The sequence below is a fragment of the Massilia violaceinigra genome (assembly GCF_002752675.1).
In the GTDB taxonomy this organism is placed as follows: Bacteria; Pseudomonadota; Gammaproteobacteria; order Burkholderiales; family Burkholderiaceae_D; genus Telluria_A; species Telluria_A violaceinigra.
Genome location: NZ_CP024608.1, coordinates 2,459,889 through 2,476,392 on the forward strand (window position 1 = coordinate 2,459,889; position 16,504 = coordinate 2,476,392).

At 63.0% G+C, this 16,504-nt stretch carries 19 protein-coding genes; 14 read left to right on the forward strand and 5 right to left on the reverse strand.

The window, feature by feature from the left end:
• Positions 1-374 precede the first annotated feature (374 nt).
• The 3 genes from CR152_RS11150 (at position 375) to CR152_RS34125 (ending at position 2,319) form a co-directional block, all read left to right on the forward strand.
• Positions 375-800, forward strand: a complete 426-nt coding sequence (locus tag CR152_RS11150; protein ID WP_307718570.1) for a pilin — start codon at positions 375-377, stop codon at positions 798-800.
• Positions 801-1,116: 316 nt separating this feature from the next.
• Entirely contained in the window at positions 1,117-1,563 is a 447-nt protein-coding gene (locus CR152_RS11155) for a pilin (protein ID WP_307718571.1), read from the forward strand.
• 303 nt (positions 1,564-1,866) lie between these two features.
• Positions 1,867-2,319: a pilin gene (locus CR152_RS34125; RefSeq protein ID WP_099874972.1), complete on the forward strand. Its 453-nt coding sequence runs from the start codon at positions 1,867-1,869 to the stop codon at positions 2,317-2,319.
• 130 nt (positions 2,320-2,449) lie between these two features.
• Here the strand turns inward: CR152_RS34125 and moaC are convergent, their stop codons facing one another.
• Positions 2,450-2,950: a cyclic pyranopterin monophosphate synthase MoaC gene (gene moaC, locus CR152_RS11165; RefSeq protein ID WP_099874973.1), complete on the reverse strand. Its 501-nt coding sequence runs from the start codon at positions 2,948-2,950 to the stop codon at positions 2,450-2,452.
• Positions 2,951-3,126: 176 nt separating this feature from the next.
• Between moaC and CR152_RS11170 the strand changes: the two genes are divergently transcribed.
• On the forward strand, positions 3,127-4,641 hold the full coding sequence (locus CR152_RS11170; protein ID WP_229413806.1) for a beta-barrel assembly-enhancing protease: 1,515 nt from the start codon (positions 3,127-3,129) through the stop codon (positions 4,639-4,641).
• A gap of 182 nt (positions 4,642-4,823) precedes the next feature.
• Here the strand turns inward: CR152_RS11170 and CR152_RS11175 are convergent, their stop codons facing one another.
• Genes CR152_RS11175 through CR152_RS11190 form a run of 4 tightly spaced genes read right to left on the reverse strand, consistent with a single transcriptional unit; the run spans position 4,824 to position 7,122 of the window.
• Entirely contained in the window at positions 4,824-5,411 is a 588-nt protein-coding gene (locus tag CR152_RS11175) for a DUF2946 family protein (RefSeq protein ID WP_099874975.1), read from the reverse strand.
• Complete coding sequence (locus CR152_RS11180; RefSeq protein WP_167399887.1) at positions 5,404-6,432, reverse strand: YheT family hydrolase; 1,029 nt, start codon at positions 6,430-6,432, stop codon at positions 5,404-5,406. Before CR152_RS11180 ends, CR152_RS11175 begins: the two co-directional genes overlap by 8 nt.
• Positions 6,433-6,458: 26 nt before the next feature.
• Positions 6,459-6,884 carry a YybH family protein gene (locus CR152_RS11185; RefSeq protein ID WP_099874976.1) on the reverse strand — a complete coding sequence of 142 codons (426 nt, stop codon included), beginning with the start codon at positions 6,882-6,884 and terminating at the stop codon, positions 6,459-6,461.
• A gap of 43 nt (positions 6,885-6,927) precedes the next feature.
• On the reverse strand, positions 6,928-7,122 hold the full coding sequence (locus tag CR152_RS11190; RefSeq protein ID WP_099874977.1) for a zinc-finger domain-containing protein: 195 nt from the start codon (positions 7,120-7,122) through the stop codon (positions 6,928-6,930).
• Between the two features lie 212 nt (positions 7,123-7,334).
• On the opposite strand from CR152_RS11190, the gene CR152_RS11195 reads away from it, so the two are divergent.
• The 10 genes from CR152_RS11195 to CR152_RS11240 all read left to right on the forward strand — a co-directional run bounded on the left by CR152_RS11195 (position 7,335) and on the right by CR152_RS11240 (position 16,504).
• Positions 7,335-8,105, forward strand: coding sequence for an AzlC family ABC transporter permease (locus tag CR152_RS11195; protein ID WP_099874978.1), 771 nt, complete (start codon positions 7,335-7,337; stop codon positions 8,103-8,105).
• Positions 8,098-8,427 carry an AzlD domain-containing protein gene (locus CR152_RS11200; RefSeq protein WP_099874979.1) on the forward strand — a complete coding sequence of 110 codons (330 nt, stop codon included), beginning with the start codon at positions 8,098-8,100 and terminating at the stop codon, positions 8,425-8,427. Before CR152_RS11195 ends, CR152_RS11200 begins: the two co-directional genes overlap by 8 nt.
• Positions 8,428-8,489: 62 nt before the next feature.
• Entirely contained in the window at positions 8,490-9,695 is a 1,206-nt protein-coding gene (locus tag CR152_RS11205) for a phosphoglycerate kinase (RefSeq protein WP_099874980.1), read from the forward strand.
• A 48-nt stretch (positions 9,696-9,743) separates the two neighbouring features.
• Positions 9,744-11,192 (forward strand): pyruvate kinase, encoded by a 1,449-nt coding sequence (gene pyk / locus CR152_RS11210; protein ID WP_099874981.1) that lies wholly within the window; start codon positions 9,744-9,746, stop codon positions 11,190-11,192.
• A gap of 156 nt (positions 11,193-11,348) precedes the next feature.
• On the forward strand, positions 11,349-12,413 hold the full coding sequence (fba, locus tag CR152_RS11215; protein WP_099874982.1) for a class II fructose-bisphosphate aldolase: 1,065 nt from the start codon (positions 11,349-11,351) through the stop codon (positions 12,411-12,413).
• A gap of 107 nt (positions 12,414-12,520) precedes the next feature.
• The gene (locus CR152_RS11220) at positions 12,521-12,880 is read left to right on the forward strand and encodes a GFA family protein (protein ID WP_099874983.1); all 360 of its coding nucleotides are present in this window, start codon (positions 12,521-12,523) and stop codon (positions 12,878-12,880) included.
• Positions 12,881-12,898: 18 nt separating this feature from the next.
• A complete protein-coding gene (locus CR152_RS11225; RefSeq protein ID WP_099874984.1) occupies positions 12,899-13,795 on the forward strand; it encodes a phosphoribosylaminoimidazolesuccinocarboxamide synthase in 897 nt (298 codons plus the stop codon).
• A gap of 2 nt (positions 13,796-13,797) precedes the next feature.
• On the forward strand, positions 13,798-14,298 hold the full coding sequence (gene purE / locus CR152_RS11230) for a 5-(carboxyamino)imidazole ribonucleotide mutase (protein ID WP_099874985.1): 501 nt from the start codon (positions 13,798-13,800) through the stop codon (positions 14,296-14,298).
• Complete coding sequence (locus CR152_RS11235; RefSeq protein ID WP_099874986.1) at positions 14,295-15,476, forward strand: 5-(carboxyamino)imidazole ribonucleotide synthase; 1,182 nt, start codon at positions 14,295-14,297, stop codon at positions 15,474-15,476. The genes purE and CR152_RS11235 overlap by 4 nt, the downstream gene beginning before the upstream one ends.
• Positions 15,473-16,504 carry an L-threonylcarbamoyladenylate synthase gene (locus tag CR152_RS11240; protein WP_099874987.1) on the forward strand — a complete coding sequence of 344 codons (1,032 nt, stop codon included), beginning with the start codon at positions 15,473-15,475 and terminating at the stop codon, positions 16,502-16,504. The genes CR152_RS11235 and CR152_RS11240 overlap by 4 nt, the downstream gene beginning before the upstream one ends.

Consider the following 16,504-nt stretch of genomic DNA (forward strand, 5'->3'; position numbering starts at 1 on the left):
ACGAAACAACTGTAAACCTCGCTTCCGCACCGGGCCGGTTTCAGGTGACAAACCGGCCAAGATAGTTGTCGTGTACCGGCCAAGATAATTGTCGCTCACCACAATGCCTTGTTCCGCTGCCGCAGACCTCTGATCGCCTGACCAGTGGGCCATGAAAGAACTGCTTCTTCTCACGTACAAAAGATGTCAGCTGACAAAAAATGTTCTCTTCACCGGCCAAAATTTGTCACTATCATAACGAAACCAGCCAGTATTTAGTGCAGATATCGCTGTTTTGTGTCAAAAAGACGAGAAAGTGAGCTGGCATACCACTTGCTATACTTATATTACGGTTCAGTAGTTCCGCCATATTCACACCAACGAGGATAGTAAAAATGAAATCGATGAAAATGATGAAAAAAGCACAAGCTGGTTTTACCCTGATCGAACTGATGATTGTTGTTGCAATTATCGGTATCTTGGCTGCTGTCGCACTGCCGGCGTACCAGGACTATGTTGCCAAGTCGCAAGTCGCTGCTTCGCTGGCTGAAATCACCCCAGGTAAAGTCCAAGTAGAAACCAAACTGGCTGAAGGCACTGCTGTTGCTGCTCCTACCGACATCGGCGTCGCCGCTGTCACGAAACGCTGCTCCGCAATCTCCGCAGCCGTTGCTGTGACCGGCGCTGGTAGCATCGAGTGCACGATGCTCGGCAATTCCGCTGTGTTGGGCAAAACCATCAAGTGGGCGCGTGTTGCTACTGGCGCTTGGGCTTGCACTTCGAGCGCCGACCCGAAATACGTTCCAAAAGAATGCAAATAATCCAGTTTAAATACTGATTAGCATGGCATGTCCCCCGGTGTTTTTGCTGCGGGGGCATGTTGTAAGTCATCTCGGTAGTCGGCACCATATGCGATGACCTTTCGTGTGCCGTGTCGGATTCCCGGCAGTGACCCGAATTCATAGCGCAGCATTCAGTCGCACCTTTCTTTCAGAATCACATCGAGCCACCGCGTTTCAAGATACATGCGGCAAGCTTTGTCGTACCTTGAGACTTCCGGTCTCGCCTTCCCAAAATTCAGTGACGCTGCTATCCTTGACCGATAGTCCGCGCTGCTCACCTGCCACCAATCGTGCCATGATGACATCCCATTCCCCTTTCGCAGCCCGTCGACAGGCTGGTTTTACGCTGATCGAGTTGATGATCGTCGTTGCCATCATCGGGGTGCTGGCAGCAGTTGCCATTCCCCTCTACCAGGATTACGTGGCCAAGTCCAAAGTGTCCGCGGCGATTGAAGAATCAGCGGGAGCCCGCACCGGTATCGATACCGAAGTCGTGAACACGCCCAACCTGGATGCCGCAACCATCATGCTCGCCACCAAGCTTCACGCCGACTCGATTAACTGCACCATCAGCACCACGGCCGCGGTCGCCGGGGCAACCAGCGTAAGCTGTCTGATCAAGGGTGGCCCCGCTAGTGTCACCGGCAAGAAAATCAGCTGGTCGCGTGCCAGCACGGGCGCCTGGACGTGCAGCGCCCCCGGCATCGACCCCAAGCATACCAGCGCGTCTTGCCCTCCGTAACTTGACCAGCTCGCTCCGGCAAGTCGTTGTAATTCCTCCCGCAGTGCTGGTGCACGCCGCATAAAAGTTCCTCGTTCGGCGCGCCACCACAAGCTACATCAACGTCCCTCTCTTAAAGCTGAACTGCCTGCGCCTGGCGCAGGTCGAACGGATTCGCCTGTCGAGATCTGTTTTCGACCGGTCGCTTTCCCTGAGCAAAGTTCTCGCTCAAACGCAATCCCTTGTTTCACTGCTGGTGCTTCCGTTCGCAATGGCGACGGCCGCGCCGTATCTCAATGCATGTCATCTCATTGGAGCAGCAACATGAAATCAATAAAATGGGTCCATTGTCGTTCGCAACGTGGCTTCACCCTGATCGAGCTGATGATTGTCGTCGCCATTCTCGCCATCCTCGCGGCCATCGCCCTGCCGATGTACCAGGACTATGTCGCCAAGGCGAAAGTAGGCGCGGCCGTCGCTGAAGCGGGTGGCGGCAAAATCGGCATCGATGCCGAAATTGTCATGACGCCCACCATGGATGCCGCCAAAACCATGCAGGCCACCCGGTTCAGCACACCGGAGACAGCGAACTGCACACTCAGCGTCGAGGCGGCCAATGAGGGTAAAACCGGTATCACGTGCACGATCAAAGGCGGTCCGGCCGGGGTGGCAAGCAAAAAGGTCACCTGGTCGCGCGAGTCAAACGGTGCATGGAAATGCGAAGTGGACGGTATCGCGGCCGAATACACCACCCCGGCTTGTCCGCTTAAAACCTAGCCGACATCGTGGCGGCCGCCGATCATGGCGCGTAGGTCATGTGTGGCGGCTAAGTGTCATGCTGGGGAGTGAGGTCGGCGCACTGCGTGCTCATAGTGAGCGCTTACTTCAGGCCGGTGGGCGGCAGAGCTTACTCATCGATCGCGGCATGCCAGTCGCCCGACTTGCCGCCCTGTTTTTCCAGCACCCGCACATTGCTCATGACCATGCCGCGGTCGACCGCCTTGCACATGTCGTAAATCGTCAGCAATCCGACCTGCACGGCAGTGAGCGCTTCCATCTCGACCCCGGTCTTGCCGACCGTTTCGACCTGGGCGCGGCAATGCACGCTGCTGGCCGCCTGGTCGACCTCGAAATCGACGGCGACCCGGGTGATCGCCAGCGGATGGCACAGCGGCACCAGGTCGCTGGTTTTCTTGGCGCCCATGATGGCGGCGATGCGCGCAATGCCGAGCACGTCGCCCTTTTTCGCGCTGCCCGATACCACGAGCGCCATCGTTTCCGGCTTCATGCGGATGGTGCCCGCGGCGACCGCAATGCGGTGGGTGTCGCTCTTGTTGGCGACGTCGACCATGTGGGCCTGGCCGGTGGCGTCGAAGTGGGTAAGCTGGTCGTTCTGGGAGGTTGTCATCGGATCGAAAGAGGGCAGTAGGGAAACAAATTGAGTCAAGTCGCGGGCGCTGATGCGAGGCTGCGCAGTTGCGGCGCAGTTGCGGTTATCATAGCACCGTGAAATCCAAAACCGCTCCAGCCACCATGAGCTTGCCGCGCCGTTTCAAGGCGCGCCTGCTGCTGTCCATCGCCCTGATGTCGGCGCTGGGCGGCTTGGCGCAGCCCGCCAATGCCCAGAACAATCTGAACGGTACCAGCTTGCCGACCCTGGGCGACACCGCGCGCGAAGACCTCTCGCCCGTGCTCGAACGGCGGCTGGGCGAAGAAATCATGCGCGACATTAAGCGCGACCACGATTTCCTCGATGACGATCCGATTCTGGAATACCTTAACGAATTCGGCAGCGGCCTGGTCGCCTCCTACCCGGGTGCGCGCGGCGAAACCAATGCCGACTACTATTTCTTCGCCGTGCGCGATCCCATGCTCAACGCCTTCGCGCTGCCCGGCGGCTTCATTGCCGTGCACTCGGCGCTGCTGCTGGCAGCCCAGACCGAGTCCGAACTGGCCTCGGTCATGTCGCACGAAATCGGCCACGTGGCCCAGCGCCACATTGCGCGCATGCTGGGCCAGCAAAAGCAGGATGCGCTCATTCCCCTGGCCGCGATGATCCTGGCCGCGCTTGCCTCCAAGGGCGGCGCCGATGCCGCGATCGGCGTGTTCATGGGCGGGCAGGGCTTGCAGATCCAGCGCCAGCTCAATTTCAGCCGCGACGCCGAGCGCGAGGCCGACCGCATCGGTTTCCAGATCATGGGCGCGGGCGGGTACGACACCTCCGGCATGGTGGCCTTTTTCGGCCGCATGCAGGCAGCTAGCCGGGTCTACAGCGACCTGATGCCGGCGTATCTGCGCAGCCATCCGCTGACCTCGGAACGGATTTCGGACATCCAGGCGCGCATCCGCGAAACGCCGTACCGCCAGCGTGTCGACAGCCTGGAGTTTCACCTGGTGCGCGCGCGCGCCCGCGTGCTGCAGGATGAAAGCACGCAGGGACAGGTGGAAGCGGCCGCGTTTTTCGACGCGCAACTGACCCAGCAAAGCCGCCAACAGCAGGCTGGCGCGCAATACGGACTGGCTTTCCTGGCGCTCAAAAAAGGCGACCTGGCCAAGGCGCAAACCTGGCTCGACAAGGCGCGCGGCACCGTGCGTCCGGCCGAAGGCGCCGTGTTTTCAACGGGACAAGCCAGTTCCGACGGCGCCGCCATGTTCGCCAGTCTGGCGCTGGAAATCAAGCTCGCGTCCGGCCAGCCGGCGCTGGTCAAGCAGCAGGCGCTCAAGGATGCCGATCAGGCGCACCTGCGCTATCCGCTCTCGCGCGGCATCGCGCGCCAGTACGCCGACGCGATGATCGTCAACGGCAAGCTCGACGATGCCGCGCGCTTCCTGCGCGACCAGGTGCAGCTGTACCGCGAGGAGCCGAAATTGCATGAGTTGCTGGCCAAGACCTATGCGGCGCAGGGCAAGATCGCGTTGCAGCACCTGGCCCTGGCCGAATCGTATGCGCTCAGCGGCGGCATGCTGGCCGCGCTCGACCAGCTAACCATTGCGCGCAAGGCCAGCGATGCTTCGTTCTACGACATGGCGGTGATCGATGCCCGCGAACGCGAATTGCAGGCGCGCCGGCGTGAAGAGATGAAGGACGCGAAGAAGTAACCGGAGGCTGGCCGATGCGGGCGCCGTAGGCTTCAGCGAAGCGCTGCCCAGCCTTTGCGCTGCCTCAGGCGCGCGCGGCGCCCTGCACGCAAGCTGAGTGGCCCACCGACGCATCGTCATGCAGCATCGGCGCCATGTGCGGCAGTGGCAGAAGTGGTGGTGCGTCAATCGACGCCATTACCTTACGGCGCTGGCATCCGTACAAACTGCAACTGCGCCGCCACCTGCTCGCGCGCAATCCGTTCGACCGGCACCGCCTGTTCCTTGTAACGCAGCGTCAACCGGGACGCGCCGCCTTCCAGCCAGCCCATCAGCGCCTCATCGGACGCGCTGTTGCCGTCGATTTCAAGCGCCGCCATCAGCTGCGCCACGTCGCGGTCATCGACCTGCGCGATCTTGCCCGCGCAGGAAACGATCAACTCGCCACGCTCCGTCATCCACGCGCGCTCGATCGCATCGACCGCCTCGCCCGTGTGCAGCACCAGTCCATGCGCCGGATCGGTGCGCGCGATATACGGCGTCGCTTCCAGGTTGACGAACACGCGCTGCGGCCCGTTCTGGAAATACCAGCAGCCGCGCTCGTCGGCCATGTAGTTGCGGTTGATGAAACCGAGCAGCGCCGTCTGCACCACCTTGTCGCCGGGCAGGTTCAGATGCTGCGCCCGTTCGTCGCGCATGCGCCAGACGCCGCGCGCATCGAGCGCCAGCCAGCCGTAGCAATGCGGCACATCCGGCCACTTGGCCATCGCTTTTTTAACAATATCATCCATGGGCGGCAGCTTCGCATAGTTCGTCCGCACCTGGCGCGCGCGTCGCGCTATGCGACTCGCTACGCGACAACTGTACCGCGTCGAAAAAACGCAGGATGCGGCGCGGCAGCCAGTCCAGCCGGCCCGGCAAATTGCCGACCGCAAAACCCACATGCCCGCCATGCTCCGGATACTCCAGCGTTACCGCCCGCGAGGCGGTCTTCGGCAGATATCTCCCCGGCAGGAACGGATCGTTGCGCGCATTGAGCACCAGGGTCGGCACCGTGATGTCGCCCAGCACATGCTTGGCGCTGGCGCGGTGCCAGTAGTCGTCCGTATCGCGGTAGCCGTGCAGCGGCGCGGTGACCACGTTGTCGAAGGCGTACAGGTCGCGCGCGGCCATGAGCGCATCGCGGTCGAACAGTCCCGGAAACTGCGCCAGCTTGGCCAGGCACTTGGGCTTGAGCGTCTTGAGAAACATGCGCGTATACACCATGTTCAATCCGGACGAGAGCGACTCGCCCCCGCGCGCCAGATCGAGCGGCGCCGACACCGCCACCGCCGCATCGACAATCTCCGCCTGATGCTGCGACTCTCCCAGCCAGCGCAGCAGCGCGTTGCCGCCCAGTGACACACCGGCCGCGTACAGCTTGCCTTGCGTGCGTGCGCGCAAACGCCGCACGATCCAGTCGACTTCGCCCGCGTCGCCCGAATGATAAAAACGCGGCGCCCGGTTCGGCTCGCCCGAGCAGCCGCGAAAGTGCGGCACCGCGCCCGACCAGCCGCGCGCGGCGACGGCCGCCATCAAGGCGCGCGCGTAATGGCTGGCGGACGAGCCTTCCAGCCCATGAAACAGCACCACCAACGGTTTGCCCGGTTCGCCATCGACGAAGTCGACATCGACGAAGTCGCCGTCCTGCGCCTCCCAGCGTTCGCGCCGGAACGCCACCGACGGCCTCGCAATGGCCACGGCCGGATACATGGTTTGCAGATGCCCGCCGGGCAGCCACAGGGGCGACTTGTAGGACAACGGCGCGGGCATCGGCGAGGGCATCGGCAGAGGTGAAATCAGTGCAGGCTGGAGGTCGGATGCTCGTGCGCCGGCGCCACGCCCGGCGCGACCGACACATGGTGCAGCACGATGCGCCAGCCCTGCGGTGTTTTGATATACACGTTGGTGGCCAGCAGATGGGCCGGCTCGCTGCCGGTCGAGGTCACGCCTTCGATGACGGTGTGCACCGAACTCATCAAATTATGCGTCTCGTGCAGCTGCGACGGCCGGATCTGCAGCGCGCCCCGCTCCAGGATCGCTTCCCACGACGCCTGGATCGCCGCATGCCCGAGCAGGCGCGGCCCGCCCGGGTGGATGCAGACGATTTCCTCGTCATCGGCCCACAGCAGCATCAGCGCCTCGATGTCGGCACGGTTGAGCGCTTCATAGAACGCGGCTTCGACCTCGGCCGCGCTACCGTTGAGTTGTTTGCGTCGTTTCATGCGGCCTCGGCAATGTGTGGGGGAGGGGGCCGGGAGGGACGGCTTAGTGGTGCGCCATCACCGTGCCCGGCTTCAGTCGGTATTCGGTGCCGCAGTACGGACACTTGGCCAGGCCATCATGGCCGAAATCGAGGAAGACGCGCGGATGGGACGACCACAGCGTCATCGCCGGATTGGGGCAATGGGCTGGCAAGTCTTTGTCGCCGAGTTCTACCGCTGGCGTTTTCGTGGCGTTCATGGATTCTCCGTCAGGCATGCAAAACCTCGATTTTAGCGGATTCGGGCAATTAGCCGAAATGATCGGTAAAATAGTCTGACCGAATTACGGCCGTGTTCGCTTGTTTCCCTATGAAAACAAGCGTTTCGGCGCTCACACTGATTGCGCTTCATGCCAGACCGCATTGTTTCATTTGTACCAGTTGCCAGATCCTGTTGTGGCAAGAAAACCACATGAATGACGTGACTCCGCCACCGGCCGCGCTGCGTCCCGCCGATGAAGACCAGGCCATCTGGCGCGAAGCGTTCAAGACCGGCCTGCCGACCCTGTTCGGCATCGGTGCGTGGGGCCTGGTAGTGGGCATTGCGATGGTCAAGAGCGGCCTGACGGTGCCGCAAGCACTGGGCATGACCCTGATCGTCTTCGGCGGTTCGGCCCAGCTGGCCTCGCTCCCCCTGATCGCGGCCGACGCGCCCATCTGGGTGGTGTTCGCCACCGCGCTGGTGGTCAACCTGCGTTTCGTCATCTTTTCCGCCTTGCTGGCACCCCATTTCGCCCACCTGCCGTGGCAAAAGCGTTTCTTGCTCGGCTACACCGCGGGCGACCTCACGGTGGCCCTGTTCCTGCAGCGTTTCCCCAGCGAGGAACCGGCCCACGGCAAGGTGTCTTACCTCAAGGGCTTGCTGTATCCGAACTGGGTCTCGTGGCAGGTCGGCTCGATCGCCGGCGTGTTCCTGGGCAGTGCCGTCCCGACCGAGTGGGGCCTGGGCTTTGCCGGTACCCTGGCCATTCTCTGCATCATGATTCCCCTGACTATCAACCGGGCCGCCCTGTGCGGCGTGCTGGTCGCCGGCGCCACCGCCGTGCTGGCCTACGAATTGCCGTACAAGCTGGGCTTGCTGGCCGCCGTCTTGCTCGGCATGCTGACCGCCATGACGGTGCAGGAACTGAACGAAAAACGGACCCGGAAAGCCCTCGCCGCCAAGGGAGAGCCCCATGTCTGACCTCGAAATCTGGATCACCATCGTGGCCCTGGCCATTGCCACCGCCGCCACGCGCAGCTCGTTCTGGTTGATCGGCCACCACATCACCATCCCCAAGCGGGTCCAGGAAATGCTGCGTTTCGCCCCGGCCTGCGCGCTGGCGGCCATCATCGCACCCGACTTGTTTCTGGGTAGCGCCGGGCAATTGCACCTGGGCCTGGACAACTACAAGCTGATCGCCGGAGTGGCCGCGACCGGCTATTACCTGCTGCGAAGAAATATGCTTGAAACCATCATTTTCGGCATGCTGTTCTTTACAGCATTGCGTATCTGGTTACAGTAGGGTTTTCGGGCTGGGCTTGCGGTAAAATAGCGTTCTTTCATCATTTGACTCGTGGATCGCCAATGCACGCTGTTCTGAATTTCACCCGTTTGCAAGACCTGATCGATCAAAACGCCCTGCAGGGCAAGCGCGTGTTCATCCGCGCCGACCTCAACGTGCCGCAGGATGACGCCGGCAAGATCACCGAAGACACCCGCATCCGCGCATCCGTGCCGGCGATTGCCGCCGCCATCAAGGCTGGCGCCGCCGTCATGGTCACCTCGCACCTGGGCCGTCCGACGGAAGGCGAATTCAAGCCGGAAGACAGCCTGGCGCCGGTCGCCGCGCGCCTGGCTGAACTGCTGGGCCAGCCGGTTGAACTCAAGCAAAACTGGGTCGATGGTGTCGATGTGGCTGCCGGCCAGGTCGTGCTGCTGGAAAACTGCCGCGTCAACAAGGGCGAAAAGAAGAATGCGGACGAGCTGGCCCAGAAGATGGCCAAGCTGTGCGATATCTATGTGAACGATGCCTTCGGCACCGCCCACCGCGCCGAAGCGACCACCCACGGCATCGCGAAATTCGCGCCGGTCGTGTGCGCCGGCCCGCTGCTGGCCGCCGAACTGGACGCACTGGGCAAGGCGCTGGGCGCCCCCAACCGTCCGCTGCTGGCCATCGTGGCCGGTTCCAAGGTCTCGTCCAAGCTGTCGATTCTCAAGGCCCTGGCCGACAAGGTCGACAACCTGATCGTCGGCGGCGGCATCGCCAACACCTTCATGAAGGCCGTCGGCCTGAACATCGGCAAGTCGCTGGCCGAAGCCGACCTGGTCGCTGAAGCGAAAGCCATCATCGACATGATGGCCGCGCGCGGCGCCCAGGTGCCGATTCCCGTCGACGTCGTGTGCGCCAAGGAGTTTTCGCCAACGGCGGCGGCCACCGTCAAGGATGTAGCCGACGTGGCTGACGACGACATGATCCTCGATATCGGCCCGAAAACGGCGGCCATGCTGGCCGAACAGATCGCCAAGGCCGGCACCATCGTCTGGAACGGCCCGGTCGGCGTGTTCGAATTCGACCAGTTTGGCGAAGGCACCAAAACCTTGGCGCTGGCCATTGCCGATTCCAATGCGTTCTCGATCGCCGGCGGCGGCGACACCCTGGCCGCGATTGCAAAATACGCGATCAGCGATAAAATTGGCTATATCTCCACGGGCGGTGGCGCCTTCCTCGAATTCCTCGAAGGAAAAACCCTGCCGGCAGTTGAAATCCTGTTACAACGCAGTTCCCAGTAAGCCCACAGCGCAGCCCTCCCGGCTGCGCTTTCACTTCAAGGACACTCTATGTTTCGTGGTACCAAGATCGTCGCAACGATTGGCCCGGCTTCGACCGATTTCGATATTCTCGTCCGCATGATTGAAGCGGGTGTCGATGTCGTCCGGCTGAATTTTTCGCATGGCAAGGCGCAGGACCACATCGACCGCGCCAACCTGGTGCGGCGCGCCGCCGCCCAGTGCGGGCGCGAAGTGGCGATCATGGCGGACATGCAGGGTCCCAAGATTCGTGTAGGTAAATTTGAACAGGGTAAGATTTTCCTGGAAAACGGCGAGAAGTTCATCCTCGACGCCAAGTGGGGCGAGAACGGCGAACTGGGCAACCAGGAACGCGTCGGCCTCGACTACAAAGCCTTGCCGCGCGACGTGCGTCCCGGCGACAAGCTCTTGCTCAACGATGGCTTGATCGTGCTGGTGGTCGAGCGCATCCTCGGCCACGAAATTTTCACCGTCGTCAAAGTGGGCGGCGAACTGTCCAACAACAAGGGCATCAACCGCCAGGGCGGCGGCCTGACCGCGCCGGCCCTGACCGCCAAGGACATGGAAGACATCAAGACGGCCATGAGTTTCCAGGCCGACTATCTCGCCATTTCCTTCCCGAAAAGTGCGACCGATATGGAAATGGCGCGCCAGCTGGCCAATATCGCCGGCGAACCTTTCCACCACAAGCCGATGATGATCGCCAAGATCGAGCGCGCCGAAGCGATTCCTGTGCTGCAGGAAATCCTGGACGCTTCCGACGGCATCATGGTCGCCCGCGGCGACCTGGCGGTGGAAGTGGGCAACGCCGCCGTGCCGGCGCTGCAAAAACGCATGATCCGCATGGCGCGCGAATCGAACAAGCTGGCCATCACCGCCACCCAGATGATGGAATCGATGATTGTCAACGCCGTGCCGACCCGCGCCGAAGTGTCCGACGTCGCCAACGCCGTGCTCGACGGCACCGATGCCGTCATGACCTCGGCCGAAACCGCGTCCGGCCGCTACCCGATCGAAACGGTCGAAATGATGGCTGCGATCTGCCTGGAAGCCGAGCAGTCCGAGTACAACAAGCTCGACGCCGACTTCCTCAACGTGACCTTTACCCGCATCGACCAGTCGATCGCCTACGGCGCCCTGTTCACCGCGCACCACTTGCGCGTGAAAGCCATCGTGGCCCTGACCGAGTCCGGTTCGACCGCCTTGTGGATGAGCCGTCACAGCATCGATACGCCGATCTACGCGCTCACGCCGAGCACCACTACCCACCGCAAGGCTTCGCTGTACCGCAATGTGCGCGCCTACAACCTGATGCAGGAAGGCGACAGCACCGCGGTGCTCAAGCAGGCGGAAGATTTGATGGTCGCCAAAGGAATCGTCAAAAAAGGTGACATGATCGTCGTCACCTGGGGCGAACCGATGGGGCAGGTCGGCGGCACCAACGCACTCAAGATCGTGCGCGTCGGCGAGTTTGGTTAATTAATCGCCGTGCCCCTCGTGGGCGCGGCATGCATTGAATGTGCGGCCGCGGCTGAATCACAGCCCCCGCCGCCGTTGCCACAAGCGTTGCGCGCTACCCGCGCGGTCTGCGCTCCCGTGGCAGCAAAACCGGTTTCTATTGTTTGGAGTATTACCATGTCCCTCGTATCCATGCGTCAACTGCTGGACCATGCCGCCGAAAACGGTTATGGCCTGCCTGCGTTCAACGTCAACAACCTCGAACAGGTGCAGGCCATCATGGCTGCCGCCGACGCGGTCGGTTCCCCGGTCATCATGCAAGCGTCCGCTGGCGCCCGCAAGTATGCCGGCGAAGCCTTCCTGCGCCACCTGATCGATGCCGCTGTCGAAGCGTATCCGCACATTCCGGTCGTCATGCACCAGGATCACGGCCAGTCGCCGGCGGTCTGCATGACCGCGATCCGCTCCGGCTTCACCTCGGTGATGATGGACGGTTCGCTCGAAGCCGACGGCAAGAGCGTTGCCTCGTACGAGTACAACGTCGACGTGTCGCGTGAAGTGGTGAAATTCGCGCACTCGATCGGCGTGACCGTCGAAGCCGAACTGGGCGTGCTCGGTTCGCTCGAAACCATGAAGGGCGACAAGGAAGACGGCCACGGCGCCGACGGCCTGATGACCCGCGAGCAGCTGCTGACCGACGTTGCGCAAGCAGCCGACTTCGTGCAGCGCACCCAGTGCGACGCGCTGGCGATCGCCATCGGCACCTCGCACGGCGCCTACAAGTTCACGCGCAAGCCGACCGGCGACATCCTCGCCATCGACCGCATCAAGGAAATCCACGCGCGCATCCCGAACACCCACCTGGTGATGCACGGTTCCTCGTCGGTGCCGCAAGAACTGCTGGCCATCATCCGCGAATTCGGCGGCGACATGAAGGAAACCTACGGCGTGCCGATCGAAGAAATTCAGGAAGGCATCCGCCACGGCGTGCGCAAGATCAACATCGACACCGATATCCGCCTGGCGATGACCGGGGCCGTGCGCAAGTACATGTTCGAGAACCCATCCAAGTTCGACCCGCGCGACTTCCTCAAACCTGCGCGCGAAGCGGCGACCGAGATTTGCAAGGCGCGCTTCCTGTCGTTCGGCTGCGAAGGCCAGGCGGCAAAGATCAAGGTCATGACGATGGACCAGATGGCCGAGCGTTACAAAAAAGGCGAGCTGGCCCAGATCGTGAAGTAAACTGCAGGATATTCTGTAGTACGAACAAACCGTAACACCCGCACGCGCCTTTGGGCGCGTGTGTTTTTGTCCTGTCACAAACGCTGTTTTTTTGACCATCTTTCATCATGTACTCAGGCAGCTGCCTTTGCGGCGCGGTCCGCTACGAAATCCACGGCGACATTGATCGCACCAGTATCTGCTGGTGCACCATGTGCCAGAAGCAGCATGGTGCGGCCAACGGCCCCTATGCGAACGTCGCCTCCAGCGCCCTGCGCATTACCGGTGGCGCGGACGCGATCACGCGCTACGCCTCGTCACCCGGTGTCGAGCGCGCGTTCTGCGGCGTGTGCGGCGCCAACCTGACCTGGCAGATGGCCGAGCACAGCGACCGTATCGCCGTCACCCTCGGCACCTTCGACACGCCCTACGAAGGCCTGGTGACAGATGAATTGCACACCGATAGCAAGCCGGGCTGGCTGCCCTAACCACCTCCAAGGATTCACATGTCTGGCGTTCTCGAAACAAACCTGAAGTCCCTGCCTTTCCTGCACCGTGGGAAAGTCCGCGACATTTACGCCGTTGGCGACGACAAATTGCTGGTCATCCAGACCGACCGCCTGTCCGCCTTCGACGTCATTTTGAATGAGCCGATCCCCGAAAAGGGCAAGATCCTGACGGCCATGTCCAATTTCTGGTTCGCCAAGTACAAGGACCTGATGCCCAACCACGACACCGGCATCGATCCGGTCTCGCTGGTCTCGTCCGAAGAACGCGCGCAGGTCGAAGGACGCGCCATCGTGGTCAAGAAAATGACTCCGCTGGGCATCGAAGCCATCGTGCGCGGTTACCTGATCGGTTCCGGCTGGAAGGATTACCAGAAGACCGGCAAGGTGTGCGGCATCGACCTGCCGGCCGGCCTGCAGGAAGCGCAAAAATTGCCGAACGTGCTGTTCACGCCATCGACCAAGGCCCCGGCCGGCGCCCATGACGAAAACATTTCGTTCGACGAAGCCCAGAAGATCGTCGGCGCCGACATCGCCACCCAGGTGCGCGACTACGCGATCAAGCTCTACACCGCCGCCGCCGAATACGCGGCCACGCGCGGTATCATCATCGCCGACACCAAGTTCGAATTCGGCCTGGACGAGCACGGCACCGTGCACCTGATCGATGAAATCCTCACGCCGGATTCGTCGCGCTTCTGGCCGATGTCGAGCTACCAGGTCGGCATGTCGCCGCCGTCGTACGACAAGCAGTTCGTGCGCGACTACCTGGAAACGCTGACCGACTGGAACAAGGCCGCGCCAGCGCCGACCGTGCCGCCTGACGTCATCGCCAACACCCGTGCCAAATACGTCGAAGCGCTCGAGCGCCTGACCGGCGACACGCTGAAGGCTTGATGATGAGCACTCAAGAAATCAAACCGTTGGTCGGCATCGTCATGGGTTCCTCGTCGGACTGGGAAGTCATGCAGCACGCCGTCAACATGCTCAAGGACTTCGGCGTGCCGTTCGAAGCCCAGGTCGTTTCGGCCCACCGCATGCCCGATGAAATGTTCACCTATGCCGAAAGCGCCCGTGCGCGCGGCTTGCGCGCCATCATCGCCGGCGCCGGCGGCGCTGCCCACTTGCCCGGCATGATCGCGGCCAAGACCATCGTGCCGGTGCTCGGCGTGCCGGTGCCGTCGCGCTATCTGTCGGGCAAGGATTCCCTGCTGTCCATCGTGCAGATGCCCAAGGGCATTCCGGTCGCCACCTTCGCCATCGGTGAAGCGGGTGCGGCCAACGCGGCGCTGGCGGCCGTTGCCATGCTGGCCTGCACGGACGACGCGCTGGCCGCGCAACTTGAGCAATTCCGCGCGCGCCAGACGGCCGCTGCCAAGGCTTCGGTATTGCCGGTATGAGCATGCAGCACTCTCCTTTCCTGCCGCCGGCCCGTCTCGGCGTCATGGGCGGCGGCCAGCTCGGCCGCATGTTCGTGCACGCCGCCCAGGCCATGGGTTTCAAGGTGGCCGTGCTCGAAGCGGCGCCCGACAGTCCTGCCGGGCACGCCGCCGACAGCCTGATCGCGGCCGATTACAGCGATGCCCAGGCGCTGGCCCAGCTGGGCCAGTCCTGCGTGGCCGTGACCACCGAATTCGAAAACGTGCCCGCCGACAGCCTGCGGCTGCTGGCCACGCACGCCTTTGTCGCACCGGGCGCCGACTGTGTGGCGATCGCCCAGGACCGCATTGCCGAAAAGCGTTTTCTGGCGGGCTGCGCGGCGCTTTCCGGGGTCCCCCCGGCGCCGCACAAGACGATTGCCGCGCTGGACGATATCGAGTCCATCGAGGACTTGCTGCTGCCGGGCATCCTCAAGACGGTGCGCATGGGGTATGACGGCAAGGGCCAGGCCGTGGTCCGCACCCGTGACGATGTGCGCGCGGCCTTTGCGGCCATGGGCGGCGTCACTTGCCTGCTCGAAAAAATGCTGCCGCTGGCCTACGAAGTGTCGGTCCTGACCGCGCGCGGCGCCGATGGCGAATCCGTGGTCTACCCGATTGCCGAAAATGTGCACCGCGACGGCATCCTGTTCACCACCACCGTGCCCGGACCGAACGTGTCGCTTGAAAGCGCCGGCAAGGCGCAGCAGGCCGCCAAGGTCATCGTCGACGAGCTGGCCTATGTGGGCGTGCTGTGCATCGAATTTTTCGTGCTCACCGACGGTTCGCTGGTGGTCAACGAAATGGCGCCCCGTCCCCACAACAGCGGCCACTACACGATGGACGCCTGCGTCACCAGCCAGTTCGCGCAACAGGTACGCGCCATGGCGCGCCTGCCGCTGGGCGACGTGCGCCAGCATTCGCCGGCCGTCATGCTCAACCTGCTTGGTGACATCTGGTTTGCATCCGGTTCGGAAACCCCTACGGAGCCGGCCTGGGCCGAGCTGCTGGCGCTGCCCGGCGCCTGCCTGCACCTGTACGGCAAGGAAGCGGCGCGGCGCGGACGCAAGATGGGCCATGTGACCTTCATCGCGCCGACCCTGGCGCAAGCCCAGGCCCAGCTGGCCGCCGCCTGCACCATTCTCGGCATTCCGGCATGACCGGCGGCGCGCTCGACATGCCCGCCATTACGGCGGCCGCACGCCTGCTGGAGCAGGGCCGGCTGGTGGCCTTGCCGACCGAAACCGTCTACGGCCTGGGCGCCGATGCGGAAAATCCGGAGGCGGTAGCACGCATTTACCAGGCCAAGGGGCGTCCGCAAGACCACCCGGTCATCGTCCACGTCGCGCCCGGCGCCGTCCTGGGCTACTGGGCGAGCGCCATTCCCGCCGAAGCGGAGCAACTGGCGGCCGCCTTCTGGCCCGGCCCCCTGACCATGATCCTCAAGCGCGCCCCGAACATTCCGGACGCCGTCTCGGGCGGCCAGGATACGGTCGGCCTGCGTTGCCCCTCGCATCCGGTCGCCATTGCGCTCTTGCAGGCGTTCAAGGGCGGCAGGGGAGGGGTGGCGGCGCCCTCGGCCAACAAATTCGGCCATGTCAGCCCGACCACCGCCCAGCACGTCATTGACGAGTTCGGCGCTGACGGCACGGTCGATGCCGTACTCGACGGTGGCCAGAGCGCGGTCGGGATCGAGTCGACCATCGTCGACCTGTCGCGCCTGGCGACGCACGGCCCGGTGCTGCTGCGCCCCGGCCACATCAGCGCCGAAGCGATCGCCGCCGTCATCGACGCGCTGCCGGCCGCTCCGGACGCCGCCGCCCCGCGCGCTTCCGGCACCCTGGAATCGCACTACGCGCCGCACACGCCGGTGGCCATGCAGGGCAGCCATGAGATTGCCGGCACCCTCGCACGATTGAAGGACGCGGGAAAAAATGTCGCTTTGATACACTACTCGCACTTCCCGGATGTGTTCGCTGAGAGTCAGTTACCCACAAGCCCGGAAGGTTTCGCACACGCACTTTATGCGGCGCTGCGCGCGATGGATACGGCCGGGGCCGACCTGATACTGGTCGAGGCACCGCCGCAGGACGATGCCTGGCTGGGCGTAAACGACCGTTTGCGCCGCGCAGCGCATGGATCGACCGGCATCGTGCACGGCCTGCTCAACCACGAACCATTTTCCTGA

Bases quoted from the DNA above. Each gene is read 5' to 3' on its own strand.
- CR152_RS11150 (WP_307718570.1), top strand. From the start codon at position 375: ATGAAATCGATGAAAATGATGAAAAAAGCACAAGCTGGTTTTACCCTG.
- CR152_RS11155 (WP_307718571.1), top strand. From the start codon at position 1,117: ATGATGACATCCCATTCCCCTTTCGCAGCCCGTCGACAGGCTGGTTTT.
- CR152_RS34125 (WP_099874972.1), top strand. From the start codon at position 1,867: ATGAAATCAATAAAATGGGTCCATTGTCGTTCGCAACGTGGCTTCACC.
- moaC (WP_099874973.1), bottom strand. From the start codon at position 2,950: ATGACAACCTCCCAGAACGACCAGCTTACCCACTTCGACGCCACCGGC.
- CR152_RS11170 (WP_229413806.1), top strand. From the start codon at position 3,127: ATGTCGGCGCTGGGCGGCTTGGCGCAGCCCGCCAATGCCCAGAACAAT.
- CR152_RS11175 (WP_099874975.1), bottom strand. From the start codon at position 5,411: ATGGATGATATTGTTAAAAAAGCGATGGCCAAGTGGCCGGATGTGCCG.
- CR152_RS11180 (WP_167399887.1), bottom strand. From the start codon at position 6,432: ATGCCCGCGCCGTTGTCCTACAAGTCGCCCCTGTGGCTGCCCGGCGGG.
- CR152_RS11185 (WP_099874976.1), bottom strand. From the start codon at position 6,884: ATGAAACGACGCAAACAACTCAACGGTAGCGCGGCCGAGGTCGAAGCC.
- CR152_RS11190 (WP_099874977.1), bottom strand. From the start codon at position 7,122: ATGAACGCCACGAAAACGCCAGCGGTAGAACTCGGCGACAAAGACTTG.
- CR152_RS11195 (WP_099874978.1), top strand. From the start codon at position 7,335: ATGAATGACGTGACTCCGCCACCGGCCGCGCTGCGTCCCGCCGATGAA.
- CR152_RS11200 (WP_099874979.1), top strand. From the start codon at position 8,098: ATGTCTGACCTCGAAATCTGGATCACCATCGTGGCCCTGGCCATTGCC.
- CR152_RS11205 (WP_099874980.1), top strand. From the start codon at position 8,490: ATGCACGCTGTTCTGAATTTCACCCGTTTGCAAGACCTGATCGATCAA.
- pyk (WP_099874981.1), top strand. From the start codon at position 9,744: ATGTTTCGTGGTACCAAGATCGTCGCAACGATTGGCCCGGCTTCGACC.
- fba (WP_099874982.1), top strand. From the start codon at position 11,349: ATGTCCCTCGTATCCATGCGTCAACTGCTGGACCATGCCGCCGAAAAC.
- CR152_RS11220 (WP_099874983.1), top strand. From the start codon at position 12,521: ATGTACTCAGGCAGCTGCCTTTGCGGCGCGGTCCGCTACGAAATCCAC.
- CR152_RS11225 (WP_099874984.1), top strand. From the start codon at position 12,899: ATGTCTGGCGTTCTCGAAACAAACCTGAAGTCCCTGCCTTTCCTGCAC.
- purE (WP_099874985.1), top strand. From the start codon at position 13,798: ATGAGCACTCAAGAAATCAAACCGTTGGTCGGCATCGTCATGGGTTCC.
- CR152_RS11235 (WP_099874986.1), top strand. From the start codon at position 14,295: ATGAGCATGCAGCACTCTCCTTTCCTGCCGCCGGCCCGTCTCGGCGTC.
- CR152_RS11240 (WP_099874987.1), top strand. From the start codon at position 15,473: ATGACCGGCGGCGCGCTCGACATGCCCGCCATTACGGCGGCCGCACGC.